This window comes from Aeromicrobium sp. Sec7.5, assembly GCF_036867135.1.
Classification (GTDB): Bacteria; Actinomycetota; Actinomycetes; order Propionibacteriales; family Nocardioidaceae; genus Aeromicrobium.
This window is the reverse complement of record NZ_JBAJIJ010000001.1, coordinates 2278177-2296448: the sequence shown is the minus strand read 5'-3', so window position 1 is coordinate 2296448 and position 18272 is coordinate 2278177. Positions and strand designations below refer to the sequence as shown.

Genomic DNA, 18272 nt, shown 5'->3' with positions numbered 1-18272 from the left:
GGCGCCGTCATGAAGCCGTTCCGGCGCCGGCGTCGCGGCAGCATCACGGCCACGTTCGACCCCGGTGAGGCGGCGCTGCTGGCCAATCTGGCCCGTCAGGTCATCGAGCTGCTGCGCGACCGGCACGGCGAGTCGGTCGCCGAGACCGACCCGCTGGCCGCCCAGCTCGGGCTCGACGGCCCGTCACTCCCGCCGGAGGACCCGGTCCTGCGGCGCCTGCTGCCCGACGCCTACTCCGGCGACGAGGTCGAGGAGTCCGGGGAGTTCCGCCGCTACACCGAGCAGGCGTTGACCGCCGCGAAGGTCAGTCACGCGGAGGCCGTGCTGTCGTCGCTGGTGGTCGGCGGCTACGACCCGGACGCGGGCGACATCAGCGGCCAGGAGGCCGTCGAGGTCGAGCTCGGGAGCGAGGCCGTGCAGGCCTGGCTCAAGTCGCTCACGGACGTCCGGCTCGCGATCGCCGTGCGGCTCGGCATCGAGACCGAGGAGGACGCCTCCCTCGTCGCGCGGTCCGAGGACGACGCGGTCGCCGCGATGAGCGACGTCTACGACTGGCTCGGCTACGTGCAGGAGTCCCTGATCAGCGTGCTCGACTGAGGGACCGCTCCTCGGACGCACCACGGGAACGATGTTGTGGCGTCGATAGGATCGAGGGCGTGCTGACCATCACCGCTGCGATCCGCGACGCGATCGTCGCCCACGCTCGACGCGACCACCCCGACGAGGCGTGCGGCGTCGTGGCCGGTGCGATCGGGTCCGATCGCCCGACCCGGCACGTGCCGATGGTCAACGCCGCGATGTCGCCGACGTTCTACGAGTTCGACTCCGGCGACCTCCTGCGCCTGTACCGGGAGATGGACGACCGCGACGAGGAGCCCGTCGTGATCTACCACTCGCACACCGCCACCGAGGCCTACCCGTCGCGCACCGACATCAACCTGGCCTCGGAGCCGAACGCCCACTACGTGCTGGTGAGCACGCGCGACGGCGCCCACGAGTCCGGCCCCGTCGACTTCCGGTCCTACCGGATCGTCGACGGCGAGGTCACCGAGGAAGAAGTCACGATCGTCGAGCGTTACGCAGACGACGCCCCCCACGACAGCCCCGACCCGAAGAGAGAGTCCGCCTGATGGCCATCGAGGTCCGCATCCCCACGATCCTGCGCACGTACACCGGCGGTGAGCGCGCGGTGGAGTCCTCCGGCGCCTCGGTCGCCGAGCTCATCGACGCCCTCGAGTCGTCGCACCCGGGCCTCAAGGAACGTCTCGTCGAGGACGGCGCCGACGGCCCCGCGGTGCGCCGGTTCGTCAACATCTACGTCGACGACGAGGACATCCGCTTCACGGGCGCCTTGGCGACCGAGCTCTCGGAGAGCTCGACCGTCGTGATCCTCCCCGCCGTCGCCGGCGGCAGTGTCGATCTCGCCGCCCAGGGCCCGGCACCCCTGCCGGCGTGAAGTTCGCGAACCTGACCGCGACGGTCGGCGGCACGCCCCTGGTGGGCCTGCCGACGCTGTCGCCCACGCCCGACGTCCGGCTGTGGGCCAAGCTCGAGGACCAGAACCCCACGGGCTCCATCAAGGACCGGGCGGCCCTGGCCATGATCGAGGCCGCTGAGGCCGACGGCCGTCTGACACCGGGGTGCACCATCCTGGAGCCCACGAGCGGCAACACCGGCATCTCGATGGCGATGGTCGCGAAGATGCGGGGCTACCGCATGGTCTGCGTGATGCCGGAGAACACCTCGGAGGAGCGTCGACAGCTGCTGCGCATGTGGGGGGCCGAGATCATTCCGTCCCCCGCCGCGGGAGGGTCCAACGAGGCCGTTCGCGTCGCCAAGGGCATCGCGGCCGAGCACCCGGACTGGGTCATGCTCTACCAGTACGGCAATCCGGCCAACGCCGAGGCGCACTACCGCGGCACGGGTCCGGAGCTGCTGGCCGACCTGCCGGAGATCACGCACTTCGTGGCCGGTCTCGGCACCACGGGCACGCTGATGGGCGTGGGCCGCTTCTTCCGCGAGCACCAGCCCGACGTGCGCATCGTCGCGGCCGAGCCGCGCTACGGCGAGCTCGTGTACGGCCTGCGCAACCTCGACGAGGGCTTCGTGCCCGAGCTGTACGACGAGAGCCTCATCGACGCGCGCTTCAGCGTGGGTCCGCGCGACGCCGTGCGGCGGGTGCGTGAGCTGATCGAGTCCGAGGGCATCTTCGCCGGCATCTCGACCGGGGCGATCCTCCACGCCGCGCTGGCGCAGGCCGCCAAGAGCGTCAAGGCCGGCGAGCGTGCCGACATCGTGTTCGTCGTGTGCGACGGCGGCTGGAAGTACCTCTCGACCGGCGCCTACGAGGGAACGCTCGACGAGGCCGAGGACGCCCTCGACGGCCAGCTCTGGGCCTGAGCGTCTCTGGGCCTGAGCGTCTCTGGGCCTGACCGGCCCGGAGTGGACCCGGGTCGTGCTGGAATCTCCCCATGGAGACCGAGCGACGATTCGGGCGCAGCCTGGCGTGGATGTTCGGGGGCATCGGCCTCCTCTGGGCCGCGGCGGTCGTGGCCTACGCCCTGGCGGCGGACAGCAATCCGCCCGGTCAGTGCGAGGGCATCGGCTTCGGCTGCACCTTGACCCCACGCGACAGCGTGCTCTTCGCGATGATGTTCCTGGGAGTGCCGATCACGGTGGGCACCGTGGTCGTCGGCACGTTCTGGGTGGCCTTCTGGCACACACGGTGGGGCGCCATGGCCACGGGCCTCAGCGCCCTCGCGACCGGCCTGGTCGTCTCCGTCGCGTTCGCCGCCGGACTGATGGCCGGCTGAGTCTCGGTCGTGAGTAGGCGTGGGGGCCGACCTCCCCTAGGCTTCCGAGCGTGAGCCAGATCGTCGTGTTCTCCGGCAGTGCCCATCGTGAGCTCGCCGAGAGCATCTGCAGCCATCTCGGGGTGTCGCTGTCCCCGTCCGAGACGGCGCGGTTCAGCAACGACTGCCTCCAGGTGCAGCTGCTGGCGAACTGCCGGCGACGCGACGTCTACATCGTGCAGCCGCTCGTGCCGCCGACCCAGGACCACCTGATGGAGCTGCTCCTCATGGTCGACGCCGCTCGAGGTGCGTCGGCCGCCTCCGTCACGGTCGTGATCCCGCACTACGCGTACGCGCGCTCCGACAAGAAGGACGCCTCGCGCATCTCGATCGGAGGCAAGCTCGTCGCCGACATGCTCGCCACCGCGGGGGTCGACCGGGTCGTCACGATGACGCTGCACGCGCCCCAGGTGCACGGCTTCTTCGCGATGCCGCTCGACCACCTCACCGCGATCGGCGAGCTCGCGGCCTACTACCGCGAGCGCGACCTGAGCGACACCGTGATCGTCTCGCCCGACTTCGGCAACGCCAAGACCGCGTCGCAGTTCGCCCGCCTGCTGGGTCTGCCCGTCGCGGCCGGCAGCAAGCAGCGCAAGGCCGACGACAAGGTCGTGATCGACGCGATCGTCGGCGACGTCCGCGACAAGAAGGTCATCGTCCTCGACGACGAGATCGCCACGGGTGGCTCGATCGTCGAGCTCGTCGCGATGCTCGAGAAGGAGGGCGTCACCGAGGTCTCGGTCGCCTGCACGCACGGACTGTTCACCGGCAATGCCGTCGAGCGGCTCCGTGACCACCCCACGATCAGCGAGGTGGTCACGACCGACACCGTCCCGGCCCCGGCGGACTGGCCCGCCCTGCGGATCCGGTCGGTGGCTCCGCTGTTCGCCGAAGCCATCGCCCGCATCCACGCCGGTGAGTCCGTCTCGAGCCTGTTCGACGGCGTCGACCCGACCCACGCCCCGCCCCAGCCCAAGCTCCCGCTCTGACCCCACGGCACCACCCGGGTCGTGTGGTGCGGTGTCGGACGGGGCTCTAGGGTCGGGGCTGTGGCGGACGCACCGATCGGCATCTTCGACTCCGGCTTCGGAGGTCTGACGGTGGCGCGCGCGGTGCTCGACCAGCTCCCGCACGAACCGCTGCTCTACGTCGCCGACACCGCGCGCCAGCCGTACGGTCCCCGTCCGATCGGGCAGGTGCGCGAGTTCGCGCTCGAGTGCCTGGACCGCCTCGTGGAGCAGGGCGTCAAGGCCCTGGTGATCGCGTGCAACTCCGCGAGTGCCGCGGTCCTGCGCGATGCCCGCGAGCGCTACGACGTGCCGGTCGTGGAGGTCATCGTCCCGGCGACCCGCCGCGCGGTCAACGCGACGCGCAACGGATCGGTGGGGGTCATCTGCACCACGGCCACGGCCACGTCCCGCGCGTACGACGACGCCTTCGCGGCCAATCCCGGCATCGACCTCCACGTGCGCGCCTGCCCGCGGTTCGTGGAGTTCGTGGAGGCGGGCGTCACCGGGGGCGACGACCTCCTGCGGGTCGCCGAGGAGTACCTCGCACCACTCCGCTCCGCGGGGGTCGACACGCTCGTGCTGGGCTGCACGCACTACCCGCTCCTGACCGGCGTACTGTCCTACGTCATGGGCGACGCCGTCACGCTGGTCTCCAGCGCCGAGGAGACCGCGAAGGACGTCTACCGCCTCCTGGCGCGTGACGGTCTGACCCGCGATCCCGGCCTGCCGGACCCGCGCCACCACTTCTTGACCACGGGTGACCCGGAGGAGTTCGCGGCGCTGGGTCGCCGCTTCCTCGGTCCGGAGGTCGACCGGGTCCACGGCCTCGCCCTGGCGTCGGCGACGGAGGTGGGCGCATGAGGCTCACGATCGTCGGCTGCGCCGGGTCGTACCCCGGCCCCGACTCCGCCGCGAGCAGCTATCTGGTGGAGGCCGAGCACGAAGGCCGGACCTGGCGCATCCTGCTCGACATGGGCAACGGCTCCCTGGGGCAGCTGCAGCGGTACATGGATCCCCGCGGCATCGACGCCGTCGCCCTGAGCCACCTCCACCCCGATCACTGCATCGACCTGGTGAGCCTGGTGGTGCTCGCGAAGTACCACCCGGACGGCCCCTACGAGAGCATCACGGTCATCGCGCCGGGCGGCGCCGAGGAGTACCTGGCGCACGCCGGCGGACCGGGGGGCGAGCCACCGCTCGACGCCCTCAACTTCACCGTGTGGGAGGACGAGCCGGTCCAGCAGGTCGGACCCTTCACGCTCCGCGTCGTCGAGGTCAAGCACCCCGTGCGGGCCTACGCGATCCGCGTCGAGGCCGGGGGCTCGGTGCTGGTCTACTCCGGCGACACCGGCCCCACGCCCGAGCTCGACGAGCTCGCTGCGGGAGCCGACGTGTTCCTGTGCGAGGCGTCGTTCGTCGAGTCGGCCACCAACCCGCCCGACCTGCACCTCACGGGGGCCGAGGCCGGTCGTTGTGCCGCGACCGCCGAGGTGGGCCAGCTGCTCATCACGCACATCCCGGCCTGGACCGACGCCGACGAGGTCGAGTCCGACCTCAAGGCCGCCTACGACGGTCCCTACGCCGTGGTCCGCCCCGGTGACACGTTCGACTTCTGACAGTCCCTAGGCTCGTCCCATGACGACTCGAGAGGACGGCCGCGCCGTCGACCAGCTCCGCGACATCACGATCCAGCGGAACTGGCTCGACCACGCCCAGGGATCGTGCCTGATCGAGTTCGGCAAGACCCGGGTCCTGTGCGCCGCCTCCGCGGTCGAGGGCGTGCCGCGCTGGCTCAAGGGCCAGGGCAAGGGCTGGGTCACGGCCGAGTACGCGATGCTGCCGGCCGCGACACACGAGCGGTCCTCGCGCGAGTCGGTCAAGGGCCGCGTGGGCGGTCGCACGCACGAGATCTCGCGCCTCGTGGGGCGCTCGCTCCGCGCGGCGATCGACACGACGGCGCTCGGCGAGAACACCATCACGATCGACTGCGACGTCCTGCAGGCCGACGGGGGCACCCGCACCGCCGCGATCACCGGCGCGTACATCGCCCTCGCCGACGCGGTGCGGCACCTGGACGGGCTGGGTGCGCTGAAGGGCGACCCGCTGCGCGAGTCGGTCGCGGCGATCAGCGTCGGCATCATCGACGGCGTGCCGATGCTCGACCTGCCGTATGTCGAGGACGTCCGGGCCGAGACCGACATGAACGTCGTCATGACGGGCTCGGGTGCCTTCGTCGAGGTCCAGGGCACGGCAGAGGGCGCCCCGTTCGTGAAGGCCGAGCTCGACGCGCTGCTGGAGCTGGCCACGGGTGGCTGTGCCGAGCTCACGCGCCTGCAGCTGGACGCCCTCGCTCGATGAGCGAAGACGCGACGGGCGGGACGCGGGTCGTCCTGGCGTCGAACAACGCCAAGAAGCTGGCCGAGCTGCAGCGCATCCTGGCTCCGCTCGTGCCCGGACTCACGGTGCTCGGGCTCGCCGACGTCGCGTCCTACGACGAACCTGCGGAGACCGACCCGACGTTCGCGGGCAACGCGCTCATCAAGGCCCGGGCGTGCGTCGAGGTCACGGGTCTGCCCGCCCTGGCGGACGACTCCGGGCTCTGCATCGACGCCCTCAACGGTATGCCCGGGGTGCTGTCGGCCCGGTGGTCCGGCATCAGTGGTGCGGACAAGGACCGGGCCAACAACGACCTGGTGCTGAGCCAGCTCTCGGACGTGCCCGACGTCCGGCGCACGGCCCGATTCGTGTGCGCCGTCGCGCTCTGCCTGCCGGACGGCACCGAGGTCGTGGAGCACGGCGAGATGCCCGGCCGCATCCTGCACGCCCCCTTCGGCGGGGGCGGCTTCGGCTACGACCCCTTGTTCGCGGCGACGGGCTACGACGTCTCCACCGCGGAGCTGGAGCCGGCCGAGAAGGACCGGATCAGCCATCGAGGTCACGCGCTGGGCGCGATCGCGCCGCGCGTCGCGTCGCTTCTGGCCTAGCGCAACGCCTGCACGACGGTGTCGGCGATGGCCGCGCTGCCGGCAATGTCGGGGTGGGCGCCATCCGTGGTGCGCGCGGCGGGCAGGACGCCGTCCATGCGCACGAAGTCGCAGTCGTGGCGCTCCGCCGCGGTCTCGATCGCGTCGGTGACGCCGTCGACGTACTGCTGGTGCAGGGGTCCCCAGGGTGGCGCAAGCACGACGACGCGTGCATCGGGATAGGCGCGCGTCAGCCGGCCGAGGAACTCGTCCGCGGCGGCGAGCACGGCCTCGGGGTCGACCTCGACCAGGTCGGTGCCGTCGCACCGCGCCCAGTCGTTGCGGCCGCCCTCGACCAGGACCAGGTCCGGTGGCGGTTGGTCGAACACGCCGGGCCGGTCGCCGAACGCGGTGCCCGAGCAGCCGGCGCCCGGTCGCTGGTAGCCCGAACCCGCCTCCGCGAGCACGGTCGGCGTGTAGCCGAGCTCGCGGGCCACGAGGCTCCACCACGCCTGCAGCGGGCTGCCGGGCTCGTCGTCGTAGCTCGCCGAGATCGAGTCGCCCACGACGACCATCGACCGCTGATCACCGGCGCGGGCCCCGTCGCTGCCGGGCTCCACGACGACCAGCCCGAGGGCGACCGCGAGCACGAGGGCCCCGGGCAGCCACCACCGGCGCCTGACCCTCGTGTCGTGCGTCATCGTCAGCCCGATGCGGGCAGCCCGTCGGCGGTGCACAGGTCGCCGATGTCGCTGGTCCGGTCGGTCGCGACGAGCTCGAACATCTGCCCGGCGCGCTCGGCGTCCCACCGCACGGAGAAGTCGCGCAGCGGCACGGTGCAGTTCAGGCCGTCGCCGCTCATGGCCGACGAGAGGCCGCGGGCGAAGCGCACCAGGTCGAAGGTGCTGACGTCCTCGCCGATCGTCAGGGAGGCGGCTCCGCCCTTGTTGATCGCGACGTAGCGGAAGGGGTTCAGGACGCTCGACGGGCTCTTGATCTCACCGGCGAGGCTGCCCATGACCTCGCGCTGCGCCTGCACCCGCTGGATGTCCTGCGTCGCGTAGGAGTGCCGCGAGCGCGCGTAGCCGAGCGCGGTGGCTCCGTCGGCCTCCTGGCAGCCCGCGGCGACGTCGAGACCCGCGTCGGGGTCCGTGATGGCCTCGGCGGGGCAGATCTCGACCCCGCCGACAGCGTCGACGACCTTGACCAGGCCACCGAAGCCGATCTCGAGATACCCGTCGATCCGCAGCCCGGTGCTCTGCTCGACGGTCTGGGTCAGCAGCGAGGGGCCGCCGTAGGAGTAGGCGGCGTTGATCTTGGTGGTGCCGTAGCCCGGGACGTCCACGAGCGAGTCGCGCGGCACCGACAGCAGCAGGGCGGGCCCGTCACCGACGTGCAGGATCATGATCGTGTCGGTGCGGCCGTTGCCCCCCTCGTCGCCGCCGGTGGCGAGCTGGGCCTGCTCCTCGGGCGTGAGTCCGGCGCGACTGTCCGAGCCCACGACGAGGTAGGTCGTCCCCGGCTGGTCACCGGGACGCTCGCCGCCCGGGGCCACGTCGACGCGTGACGTGGTGCGCAGGGCCCAGAACGGGGTGGCCACGAGGAAGACGAGCCACAGCACGAGCAGCAGCAGCGGGATCCGGATCCACCAGCGACGCGTCGAGCGCGGGCGCCCCCCGGCCGGCGGCGCGGGAGCCCGACGGCCCGGTGGTGGAAGGTTCGGCGGCGGCAGCTGCGACGGCGGTGCGGGCGCGTCACGGCGAGGTGCGGTGGACGGCTTCCCGTCGTAGAGCCAGTCGTACCCGTCGCTCGGCTGTTGCGGCATGCCAGAACGGTAGCGCCGTCCGCTAGCCGAGGCAGGGACGTCAGCGATCCGTCACCCCTGGCGTCGCGAAAAAGTGCGCCACACCCCGGCGTGCCCTCAAGTCGAGGTCGAGACTTCTGTGGTCCACTGGTCGCGCTCAGCACCTTCCCCCGTGAGGACGACATGCCTGACGATCGCTCGAGCGCGAGATCCGTCGCGCCCCCGCGCACCGCCGCCGACGCGTCGGCGCGCGTGCAGTTCCGCCGGGCCCTCGTACTCCTCGTCATGACCGTCGTGGTGCCCGGTTCGGCCCAGATCGCGGCGGGTGACCGGCGGGTCGGACGCGTCGCGCTGCGGGTCTGGCTGAGCCTCGTCGCGGTGGCCGCGCTCGGTCTGCTGGTCGCGCTCCTGTCGCGGTCGCTGTTCCTGAGCCTGGTCCTCGACCAGCGCATCCTGTTCCTGGGCCGATGGATCCTCACGGCCGTCGCGATCGCCTGGGTCGTGCTGCTGCTCGACGCGTGGCGCCTCGGCATGCCGCTGCGCCTGCCGCAGCGTCGTCGCCTCGCGGTCACGGCGGTCAACGGGGTCCTGTGCTTCGTCGTGGCCGGGTCGTTGCTCTTCGCCGCCAACGTGCTGGCCGCCCAGAACCACCTGATCGGCACGGTCTTCGCGTCCGAGGAGGTCAGTGACGCCACGGACGGCCGGTACAACATCCTGCTGCTGGGCGGTGACTCCGGCTCCGACCGCGACGGCATGCGTCCCGACTCGATCAACGTCGCGAGCGTGGACGCCGAGACCGGGCGGACCGTCATCGTGAGCCTGCCGCGCAACCTGCAGCGAGTGCCCTTCCCGGACGGCACCGTGATGCACGACCAGTTCCCCGACGGATTCATCAGCGAGGACGAGGACGAGGGCTACTACCTCAACGGCATCAGCACGTGGGCCAACGACCACGCCGAGCTCTTCGGCGACACCGCCGACCCGGGCCTGCTGGCCACGACCCAGGCGGTGCAGGAGATCACCGGACTCACGATCAGCTACCACGCCTCGATCAACATGGAGGGCTTCTCCCGGCTGATCGACGCGGTCGGCGGCGTCACGGTCGACGTCAAGCAGCGCACCCCCAAGAGTGGCATCAACGAGCGGACCCGCGGATGGATCGAGGTCGGCGAGCAGGAGCTCAGCGGTGAGGAGGCGCTCTGGTACGCGCGCAGCCGCAAGGCCGACAACGACTTCGCGCGCATGGGTCGCCAGAAGTGCGTCATGAACGCGATGCTGTCGCAGCTGAGCCCCCAGAAGGTCCTGCTCAACGTGCAGGACATCGCCGAGAGCAGCGCGTCGCTGCTGTCGACCGACATCCCGGCGTCCGAGCTGGACCAGTTCGCCGGGCTGGCCCTGGAGGCCCGCAAGAACCCGATCTCGACCGTCTCGATCGTGCCGCCGGCCATCGACACGACCGACCCCGACTTCGACGTCGTCCGCCAGCTCGTGAACGACGCGATCACGATCGCGGAGGGCCAGGACGCGCCGCCGTCGGCCTTCGAGACCGTCACCGCGGTGCTCCCGCAGCCGGAGCGCTCCGCGGAGGAGGCGGCGGCCGACCCGACCCTCGCCAACGACACCGCCAACCTCGCCGAGACCTGCTGAGCGAATCCACCGCCGGTTGAGGTGTGAGTGCCGCCTGCGGCGCGAGCCTCGAAACCATCCGTCACCTGACCGCCGGCCATGGTGCCGGACGAGCGGCATGGACCACGGGACGAGGTGCCCCGGGGCTGCGGCCCACCGCCGCGGACCGAGGACGATGCATCGCGGTCGGCACAACGACCTGAATGCCTCACCGTCGGTCCAACTGTCACCCGGTCCGGGGCGGAGGCGCGGCCCGCCGGCGCCGTTGTCCGTGGCCGCCTGTTCGGCACCACTCACAGCCGTCGGGGACCCTGGCCCCTACGTCGCCTCGTACGCGTCGACGACCTCGTCGGTCGGGCCGTCCATGACGACCCGGCCGCGCTCGATCCACACCGTGCGGCTGCAGGTGTCGCGGATCGACTTCATCGAGTGGCTCACGAGGAACACCGTGCCGGCGTCGTCACGGATCTCCCGGATGCGGCGCTCGCTCTTCGTGCGGAACGCCTTGTCGCCCACGGCGAGTGCCTCGTCGACGATCAGGATGTCGTGGTCGCGGGCGGTCGCCAGGGCGAACTTGAGCCGTGCGGTCATGCCGGAGGAGTACGTGCGCATCGGCAGGTCGATGAACTCCTCCAGGCCCGCGAAGGCGACGATGTCGTCGTGGCGGGCCTCGATGTCCTCGCGGGAGAAGCCGAGCGCCAGCCCGCCCAGGATGATGTTGCGCGACCCGGAGAGCTCCTTGACGAGGGCTGCGCCGACCCCCAGCATGCTGGGCCGACCGGCGGCGCTCACCGTGCCCCGGGTCGCCGGCGTGAGGCCCACGATCGCGCGCATGAGCGTCGACTTGCCCGAGCCGTTGGCGCCGATCACGCCGACGCTGTCGCCCTCGTGGATCGTGAGGTCGACGCCCCGCAGCGCGTGGACGGTGCGGGTGCTGCGCCCGCGGTGCAGCAGGCCGCCGCGGGAGTCACGGGACGAGGCCCGTTTGCCCGTGGCGAGGACCCGGTACTCCACGTGCAGGTCGTCGACCACCACGACGGGCCGGCGCCCGGTCTCAGTCGGTGCGGCCATAGCGCTCCTCCGCGGCCCAGAAGAAGAGCACGCCCACCACGAGGACCGCGACCGACCACGCGCTGGCGTACAGCCAGAACTCCGGGGGTGCCTCGAAGGCCGGGTCGTCGAGCAGGATCCCGCGCGCCAGCGTGAGGAACTCGTGCAGGGGGACGAAGGACGCGATCCGGAGCACCAGGGGGTCGTCGGCGAAGCGTTGCTCGATGCTGAAGAAGATGCCGGTCATGTAGAAGGTGAGGCGCGTGACGAAGGGCAGCAGGTTGCTGAGGTCGCGCACGTGCACCGTGAGCCGGGCGGCGACGAGCGCCAGGCCCGTGTTGAACAGGAAGAACAGCCCGGTGAGGGGCACGAGCAGAAGCCAGGTCGCGCTCACGGGATGCCCGAACGCGGCGACCACCGCGAGCATGATCGCCAGCATCGGCACGAACTGCAGCAGCCGCTGCAGCACCACGGCGATCGGCAGCGCCATCCGGGGGAAGGCCAGGCTCTGGACCAGGGCGGTGTTGGTCGTGATGGACTTCGCCCCGCTCGTGAACGAGGTCGCGAAGAACTCGAACAGGAACACCCCGATCACGAGGAACTCGACGAAGTGGGGTGGCCGCCCGCTCGCGAGCAGGACGCCGAAGATCGTGCCGTAGAGGCCGGCGTTGAGCAGCGGCTTGAGCACGACCCAGGCCATGCCGAGACGGTTCTGCTGGTTCTCGGCCTCGATCCGGAACCGGGCGAGCGCGTAGATGAAGGATCGGCGTGCCCAGACCTGCCGGAGGTACTCCGGAAGCGGCGGACGACCTCCGACGAGCGTCAACGGCACCGGGCCCAGCGTCGTCGGGCCCAGCGTCGTCGGGCCCTGCGTCGTCACGGGGACGAGCGCGTCACGGTCGGTGGTCACCACGCCACCGGACGCTAGGCGGCCGATTCAAACAGTCGGGGTCCAGACGGTGGCCTGCTCCTGAACGGCCGTGCGCTCCAGTGCGTCGGTACCACCGCCACGGCACAGCACGAGGGAGCCGCCGCCGCGGCAGGCCGCCACCAGGAGCGATGCGTCGCGGGCCACGTCGCCCTCCGTCAGCACCAGACGACGGTCGTCCGGGGGAGTCGCGAGCAGGTCGGCGTGCGTGCCCGCGAGGTCCGCCAGCTCGACCGCGGCGTCGGCGGGGCCGGGGAAGGACAGGCCGAGGTAGATGTCGGGGTGGCCCGGCACCTCGACGCCGATGTCCCAGAACCCCGCGGGCGGCTCGGGGAACCGGACGCCGAACGGCAGGAGCGCCGAGGCGACGCGATCGGGCTCGTCGGCCTCGAGGTCGGGCCCGGTGACGGCGATCTGGGCGTCACGCTCGACCACGACCGCCCCCACCTGCCACGCGGACAGGAGCCAGACGACGCGCAGCCAGTGGGTCGGCAGGCCGATCCGCACGCGGGTGCCGATCTCGGCGTCGAGCTCGTCGATCAGGAAGTTGGCGGTCTTGGCGACCCAGTTCGCGGTCGTGACGCCGCTGAGCTCGACGCGCTCGCCCGTGTCGAGGTCGTAGTACGTCACGAGCGGCGAGGTCGGCCGGCGGACGCGGGTTGCCAGGTCGACCAGGGTGTCAGCCACGGCGGGACCCGTCATCGGGGCGTCGTGACGGCACGGAGGACCTCCGCGACACCCGCCTGGGTCACGTCGACGAAGCGCGCCTCCGGCACGCGCGCCGCGACGGTCTCCACCGCGTGGCGGATCACGGGGTCGGAGCCCAGCACGGCGACGGTGGTCTCGTGCGACGCCTGGACGGCCTCGACGACCCGGTCGGTGACGGCCCACGTGAGGGCGACCACGGCGGGCTCCGGGGCGTCGCCGACGGGCAGCGCGGCGTGGTACTCGTCGTGGTGCACCGCCCGGGAGCCGTCCTCATCGGTCACGACGTAGCGCATCTCGCCCCGGTCGTCGCTGAGCGGGAGCAGCGTGAATCCCAGGCTGCGACGCTGCGCGAGCGCGGCCACGGCGTCGGTCAGGGTGAAGTCGGCGTGCAGCAGCTCGGTTCGCATGATCCGCAGGGCGATCTCGTCGTCGTGCGCCCGCTGCCAGGCGGCGCCGAACGCCAGCTCCTCGAGCGCCCGGGCGACGCCGTAGGTGGGTTCGTGGGCAGGGTCGCCGAGGAAGGCGTCGATGTCGGGGGAACGCTTCAGACCGTCGGCCCAGGAGTCGCGGGTGGTGGGAGCGACGACCGTGAGCTCGCACCGATCGGCGAGCTCTCGGGCGAGGCCCGTGCCGGGAGCACCGGCGAGCAGGACGAGTCGCATGGGTCCCATCGTGCCGCAACGGCGCTGCGACACGCCGTCGAGGGCCTGAATCTTGACCATTCGGCTTGACGTGTGGCAGTTGAGGGACTGTAATCACATGCATGTCATTCGATCTGGGCCTGCCGGTGGGCGACACCGAAGAACTCCTGTGGCAGGAGCGCGCACTGTGCGCCCAGACTGATCCAGAGGCGTTCTTCCCCGAGAAGGGTGGGTCCACCCGCGAGGCGAAGCGCGTCTGCCTGACGTGCGACGTCCGCAGCACCTGCCTCGACTACGCGCTGCAGCACGACGAGCGCTTCGGCATCTGGGGCGGACTGTCCGAACGCGAGCGCCGCAAGCTCAAGAAGCGCGCCTGAGGGCTCAACCGCTGGTCCAGTAGTGTCGATGCTCGTGGACGACGAGCAGGTGATCTCGGCATGGAGGAGCAGTCCACCCTCGGTCGCTGCGGTCCTCGTCAGCCATGACGGAGCGACCTGGCTCCCCAAGGTCCTGTCGTCCCTGGCCGGCCTGAATCACGCTCCCACCGCATGGCACGCGGTCGATGTCAGCTCCACCGACGGCTCGGCCGAGCTGCTGCGCCGCTCCTTCGGCGCCGAGCGCATCACGTACGCGCCGTCGGGCACGGGCTTCGGCCAGGCCGTCCGCCTCGGGCTCTCGGAGCTGCCGCGGACCGACTGGATCTGGCTGCTCCACGACGACGTCACGGTCACGCCCGGCACCTTGGCGGCGCTGCTCGACGAGGCCACCTCGGCCGACGACATCGCCGTCGTGGGACCCAAGATTCGCGAGTGGCCCTCGCTGCGCCGCCTGTTGGAGGTTGGCCTGACGATCTCCGGCACGGCCTCGCGCGAGACCGGCCTCGAGACGGGCGAGCCCGACGCAGGTCAGCACGACTGGGCCGAGGACGTGCTCGCGGTCAACACGGCCGGCATGCTCGTGCGCCGCGACGTCTGGGACGAGCTGGGAGGGCTCGATCCCGAGCTCCCGCTGTTCGCCGACGACCTCGACCTCGGGTGGCGGGCCAACCGGGCCGGACACCGCGTCCGCACGGCACCTGCCGCGGTCGTGTTCCACGCGGAGGCCAGCCGGCGCCGGGTCCGCGAGCGCGGTGCGGGCGATCCGCCGCACCACGAACGCCGGCGGGCCGAGATGTTCACCGTGCTGGCGAACGTGTCCACGCGGCGCTTCGCGTGGCAGTACGTCCGTCTGTTCTTCGGCACCCTGCTGCGCTTCGTGGGCCAGCTCGTCGGCCGAGACCCCGAGGGCGCCGCCGACGAGCTGCTGTCGTTGCGGGCCATCTACCTGCACCCCGGCCGCCTGAAGCAGGCGCGACGCTGGCGCCAGTCCACGGCGCGCCGCGGCCACGAGGACATCGCCCACCTGTTCCCCCCGTGGTGGCAGCCGTACCAGCACTCGTGGGACGGCCTCGTCGAGGCGGTCCGCGCGGCCGTGCGACCGGAGACCACCGAGACGGTCGGACGCCGCACCTACGCCCCGGACACCGAGGGCGACGAGGAGCCCGAGCTCGACGAGGGACCCTCGATCTGGCGGCGCCGGCCCTGGCTCACGGCCACGGCCCTGCTGACCGTCGCTGCCGTGATCGCCGCTCGTCCGCTCACGCCAGGTCTGACCGGAGGCGCGCTCCTGCCGGCCCCGGGCACGGCGGGCGGGTGGTGGGACCTCGTGCTCCGCGGTGCGACCGACACCGGCCTGCCGTCGCTCGCCTTCGCCCCGCCCTACGTGCTGCTGCTCGGGCTCGCGGCTGTCCCCGTCTGGTTCGCGCCCGAGATCCTGATCTGGGTGCTGCTCCTGCTGGCGCCGGTCCTCGCGGGACTGACGGCGCACCGGCTCGCCCGGCTCGTCAGCAGTCAGCGTCCGGCCCGCATCCTGTTCGCGGTGTCGTACGCGTTGGTGGTCGCGGCCGGCGGAGCGATCGACCAGGGTCGGATCGGGACCGTCCTGGGTCTCGTGGTGGCGCCGGTCATCGTCAACCTGGCCGTGCAGCTCGTGGCAGCGCCGCACTGGCAGACCGCGCTCCGGCTCGGGATCTGGACCGCCGTGGGTGCTGCGTTCGCGCCGCTGGTGCTCGCGATGACGGTGGTGGCCCTCGTGATGGTGCTCGTCGCGCGCCGGGGGCACGAGGAGCTGCGTTCGCTCGCGGTCCACACGGCCGGTGCGCTCGGCGTCGCCGCCGTGCTCCTGGGTCCCTGGCTTGCCCAGCGGGCTCTTCATCCCACCCGCCTGTGGTGGGACGCGGGCGTGGCGGTCTCGGCCGACACCTCACTGCCGTCCGCCGTGCTCGGCGGCTGGTCCGGCTCGGGCTCGGCCCCCGGCTGGATGGGCGTCTCGATCGTCGTGATCGGCGTGCTGGCCCTGCTGCCCGCGTTGACGCGCGACGAGGTGCGCTGGGCGTGGGCGATCGGCCTGATCGGCCTCGCGGCCGCGGTCCTGGGACACCTGGTCACCTACGGCACCCCGAGCGGAGCCCAGGACATCACGCCGACCCTGGCGCTGCCGTCCGGCATCTTCCTCGGCGCGATGCTCGGCGCCGCACTGCTGGCCTCCGAGGAGCTGGAGTTCATGCCCCGCCGGCTCGCCGCGGGAGTCGTCGCCGTGGCGCTCGTCTTCCCGGTCGTCGCGGGCGTCCACTGGCTGGTGCGCGGGTCGGCCGACCCGCTGACCGACGACGCTGCCGAGATCGTCCCGGCCTACTTGGCCGGGCGTGACGGCTCGACCCTCGTCGTCCGCGGCGACCTCGCCGACGGAGTCCGCTACACCGTGGTGCGCGGTGGTGGACTGGAGCTCGGCGAGGAGGCCATGATCCGGGCGTCCGACACCTCGAGGTCCGTCGGCACCGCGGTCGACCGTCTGCTCAGCGCTCCCTCGGCCGACGACGTGCAGGCCCTGCTCGACGCGGGCATCACGGCCGTCTACCTGCCCGACGCCGACGACCGCCTCGCCTCGCGCGTCGACTCCGCCCCCTCGATGCAGCCGGCCGGCAGCGAGAGCCCCGCGTCGCGGGTGTGGACCATCGAAAGCGAGGCCGGTGACCCGTCGCGTGACGCGGGTTGGTGGCGCGTGGGGCTGGGTGTCGTGCAGGTCGCCGTCTGGCTCCTGGCCCTCGTGCTCACCGCGCCCGTCCGCCGGCGTCCCGAGCCCGAGCCCTACGCCGACGAGGTCGACGACGAGACCGCCGCTGCGGTGCGGGCATGAGCCGGCGTCGTGCGGTGCAGCGCCGGCTGGACGTGGAGGCGCTGAAGGCCCTGGCCCTGCCGCTGGTGGGCGTGCTCCTGGTGGTCGTCGGGGTCGTGATCGGTCCGGGCGATCCCGATCCCACGGGCCCGAGCGAGGTCTCCCTGGTGTCGTCGGTGGCGGCCTGCCCGCTGCAGAACGGGCTGACGGCGTCGGTCGGCCGGCCCGAGGCGGGCGACACGAGCGCGGTCACGACCCTCACGGGCGAGGAGTCCACCACCACCGAGCTCGACCCGACCATGTGGACCGCGGCGGCGGGCACGGGCGACGCCGCGATCGTGCGGCAGCAGGGGGCGGGCGGTGGAGTCGCGTTCGCCGCCGGTCAGCTCGCGCCCGGGAACGGCCTGGTCGTCACCTCGTGCCCGGACGTCGCCGACGAGTCCTGGTACCTCGGCGCCGGCACGAGCGAGCGGCATGCCTCCTCCCTGGTCCTCACGAACGTCGCGGACGTGGTCGGCAGCGTCGACGTCGAGCTGTGGGGTCCGGCGGGTCCGATCGACGCGGTCGACGAGACCGGCATCGTGGTGGAGCCGGGCCAGACACGCACGGTGCCGATCAGCGACCTGGCGGTCGGTGTCGACGACGTCGCCGTCCACGTCACACGCATGCGCGGCGCCGTCACGACCTCGCTCGTCGACACTTCCACGTCGGTGCTGGCCGGCTCCGAGGTGCTGGCGTCGTCGGGGGAGCCGTCGACCGAGACCGTGCTGCCCGGCGTCGCCGCAGCGGCCACGCGATCGGTGCTGCTCGCCAATCCGGGTTCGACGGTGGCGACCGTCACGGTCAACCAGACCGGGGCCGACGCCGACTTCGTGCCGGAGGGGCTGGACGCCGTGCAGGTCCCGGCCGGCACGGTGATCGTGCTGCCCCTGCCTCCGGCCTCGGGCACCGACGCGACCGCCCTCCGGATCACGTCGGACGAGCCGGTGCTCTCGGTCGTCCGCGTCACCCCGTCCGATCGTGACTTCGCCTACGCCACCGGCGCGCCCGCGTTCACGGGACCGGTCGTCGTGCCGGTCGCGACGGGTTCGGGGACCGTGCGTCCCGTGCTGCAGCTGCTCGCCGACGACACGGAGGCGCAGGTGACGGTCGAGGCCTTCGACGCGAGCATGACGGCGGTCGGGTCGACGACCGTCGGGGTGGGCCACGAGGTCCTGGGCACGGTCGACCTCGCCGACCCGGAGGCCTTCGCCTCGCCCGACGTCGCCTACGTCGTGGTGTGGGCTGATGCCCCGGTGCACGGCACCGCCGTCTACCGGGTCGACACCCTGCTCTCGCTGCTCGCCCTGGTCGAGGCCCCCCTCACCGCCCTCGGCCCCGACGTCCAACCGGGGTTCTGACCACCACCCGCGGCGCTGAGGCCTCGCCCGCGACCGTCGGATCCACGGGCCGAGCGAAGCGAGGCAGGCGCCCGGGC

The 18272-nt window shown here is 72.1% G+C and carries 20 protein-coding genes; 14 read left to right on the top strand and 6 right to left on the bottom strand.

Going from position 1 to position 18272, the window contains the following annotated elements:
* The first annotated feature begins 9 nt into the window (after positions 1-9).
* From V6S66_RS11565 to rdgB, 10 genes are all read left to right on the top strand, one after another.
* Positions 10-597: a DUF2017 domain-containing protein gene (locus tag V6S66_RS11565; protein ID WP_334206891.1), complete on the top strand. Its 588-nt coding sequence runs from the start codon at positions 10-12 to the stop codon at positions 595-597.
* A gap of 59 nt (positions 598-656) precedes the next feature.
* Positions 657-1130 carry a M67 family metallopeptidase gene (locus tag V6S66_RS11560; RefSeq protein ID WP_334206890.1) on the top strand — a complete coding sequence of 158 codons (474 nt, stop codon included), beginning with the start codon at positions 657-659 and terminating at the stop codon, positions 1128-1130.
* Positions 1130-1456, top strand: coding sequence for a MoaD/ThiS family protein (locus V6S66_RS11555; protein ID WP_334206889.1), 327 nt, complete (start codon positions 1130-1132; stop codon positions 1454-1456). The genes V6S66_RS11560 and V6S66_RS11555 overlap by 1 nt, the downstream gene beginning before the upstream one ends.
* Positions 1453-2400, top strand: coding sequence for a PLP-dependent cysteine synthase family protein (locus V6S66_RS11550; protein ID WP_334206888.1), 948 nt, complete (start codon positions 1453-1455; stop codon positions 2398-2400). Before V6S66_RS11555 ends, V6S66_RS11550 begins: the two co-directional genes overlap by 4 nt.
* A 71-nt stretch (positions 2401-2471) precedes the next feature.
* A complete protein-coding gene (locus V6S66_RS11545; protein ID WP_334206887.1) occupies positions 2472-2813 on the top strand; it encodes a hypothetical protein in 342 nt (113 codons plus the stop codon).
* A gap of 50 nt (positions 2814-2863) precedes the next feature.
* Entirely contained in the window at positions 2864-3841 is a 978-nt protein-coding gene (locus tag V6S66_RS11540) for a ribose-phosphate diphosphokinase (RefSeq protein ID WP_334206886.1), read from the top strand.
* A 60-nt stretch (positions 3842-3901) separates the two neighbouring features.
* A complete protein-coding gene (murI, locus tag V6S66_RS11535; RefSeq protein ID WP_334206885.1) occupies positions 3902-4723 on the top strand; it encodes a glutamate racemase in 822 nt (273 codons plus the stop codon).
* Positions 4720-5478 (top strand): MBL fold metallo-hydrolase, encoded by a 759-nt coding sequence (locus tag V6S66_RS11530; protein WP_334206884.1) that lies wholly within the window; start codon positions 4720-4722, stop codon positions 5476-5478. Before murI ends, V6S66_RS11530 begins: the two co-directional genes overlap by 4 nt.
* 19 nt (positions 5479-5497) lie before the next feature.
* Entirely contained in the window at positions 5498-6220 is a 723-nt protein-coding gene (gene rph, locus V6S66_RS11525) for a ribonuclease PH (protein WP_334206883.1), read from the top strand.
* Positions 6217-6846, top strand: coding sequence for an RdgB/HAM1 family non-canonical purine NTP pyrophosphatase (gene rdgB / locus V6S66_RS11520; RefSeq protein ID WP_334206882.1), 630 nt, complete (start codon positions 6217-6219; stop codon positions 6844-6846). Before rph ends, rdgB begins: the two co-directional genes overlap by 4 nt.
* Here rdgB and V6S66_RS11515 read toward each other — a convergent pair.
* Together V6S66_RS11515 and V6S66_RS11510 are read right to left on the bottom strand one after the other, a co-directional pair.
* Positions 6843-7526: an SGNH/GDSL hydrolase family protein gene (locus tag V6S66_RS11515; RefSeq protein ID WP_334206881.1), complete on the bottom strand. Its 684-nt coding sequence runs from the start codon at positions 7524-7526 to the stop codon at positions 6843-6845. The genes rdgB and V6S66_RS11515 overlap by 4 nt on opposite strands.
* 2 nt (positions 7527-7528) lie before the next feature.
* Complete coding sequence (locus V6S66_RS11510; protein ID WP_334206880.1) at positions 7529-8650, bottom strand: LCP family protein; 1122 nt, start codon at positions 8648-8650, stop codon at positions 7529-7531.
* 162 nt (positions 8651-8812) lie between these two features.
* Here V6S66_RS11510 and V6S66_RS11505 point away from each other — a divergent pair, with 162 nt between their 5' ends.
* Positions 8813-10276 (top strand): LCP family protein, encoded by a 1464-nt coding sequence (locus tag V6S66_RS11505; RefSeq protein WP_334206879.1) that lies wholly within the window; start codon positions 8813-8815, stop codon positions 10274-10276.
* A 297-nt stretch (positions 10277-10573) separates the two neighbouring features.
* Here V6S66_RS11505 and V6S66_RS11500 read toward each other — a convergent pair whose 3' ends face one another.
* Genes V6S66_RS11500 through V6S66_RS11485 form a run of 4 tightly spaced genes read right to left on the bottom strand, consistent with a single transcriptional unit; the run spans position 10574 to position 13603 of the window.
* The gene (locus V6S66_RS11500; RefSeq protein ID WP_334206878.1) at positions 10574-11326 is read right to left on the bottom strand and encodes an ABC transporter ATP-binding protein; all 753 of its coding nucleotides are present in this window, start codon (positions 11324-11326) and stop codon (positions 10574-10576) included.
* A complete protein-coding gene (locus V6S66_RS11495) occupies positions 11310-12218 on the bottom strand; it encodes an ABC transporter permease (protein ID WP_334206877.1) in 909 nt (302 codons plus the stop codon). The genes V6S66_RS11500 and V6S66_RS11495 overlap by 17 nt, the downstream gene beginning before the upstream one ends.
* A gap of 24 nt (positions 12219-12242) precedes the next feature.
* On the bottom strand, positions 12243-12920 hold the full coding sequence (locus tag V6S66_RS11490) for a TIGR03089 family protein (protein ID WP_334206876.1): 678 nt from the start codon (positions 12918-12920) through the stop codon (positions 12243-12245).
* 11 nt (positions 12921-12931) lie between these two features.
* Positions 12932-13603: a 2-phospho-L-lactate transferase CofD family protein gene (locus V6S66_RS11485; RefSeq protein ID WP_334206875.1), complete on the bottom strand. Its 672-nt coding sequence runs from the start codon at positions 13601-13603 to the stop codon at positions 12932-12934.
* A 101-nt stretch (positions 13604-13704) separates the two neighbouring features.
* Here V6S66_RS11485 and V6S66_RS11480 point away from each other — a divergent pair, with 101 nt between their 5' ends.
* From V6S66_RS11480 to V6S66_RS11470, 3 genes are read left to right on the top strand one after another with little or no spacing between them, the layout of a single operon-like run.
* Positions 13705-13959 carry a WhiB family transcriptional regulator gene (locus tag V6S66_RS11480; protein WP_334206874.1) on the top strand — a complete coding sequence of 85 codons (255 nt, stop codon included), beginning with the start codon at positions 13705-13707 and terminating at the stop codon, positions 13957-13959.
* Positions 13960-13993: 34 nt separating this feature from the next.
* A complete protein-coding gene (locus V6S66_RS11475; protein ID WP_334206873.1) occupies positions 13994-16816 on the top strand; it encodes a glycosyltransferase family 2 protein in 2823 nt (940 codons plus the stop codon).
* Positions 16813-18195, top strand: coding sequence for a DUF5719 family protein (locus V6S66_RS11470; RefSeq protein ID WP_334206872.1), 1383 nt, complete (start codon positions 16813-16815; stop codon positions 18193-18195). Before V6S66_RS11475 ends, V6S66_RS11470 begins: the two co-directional genes overlap by 4 nt.
* The last annotated feature ends 77 nt before the right edge of the window (positions 18196-18272 follow it).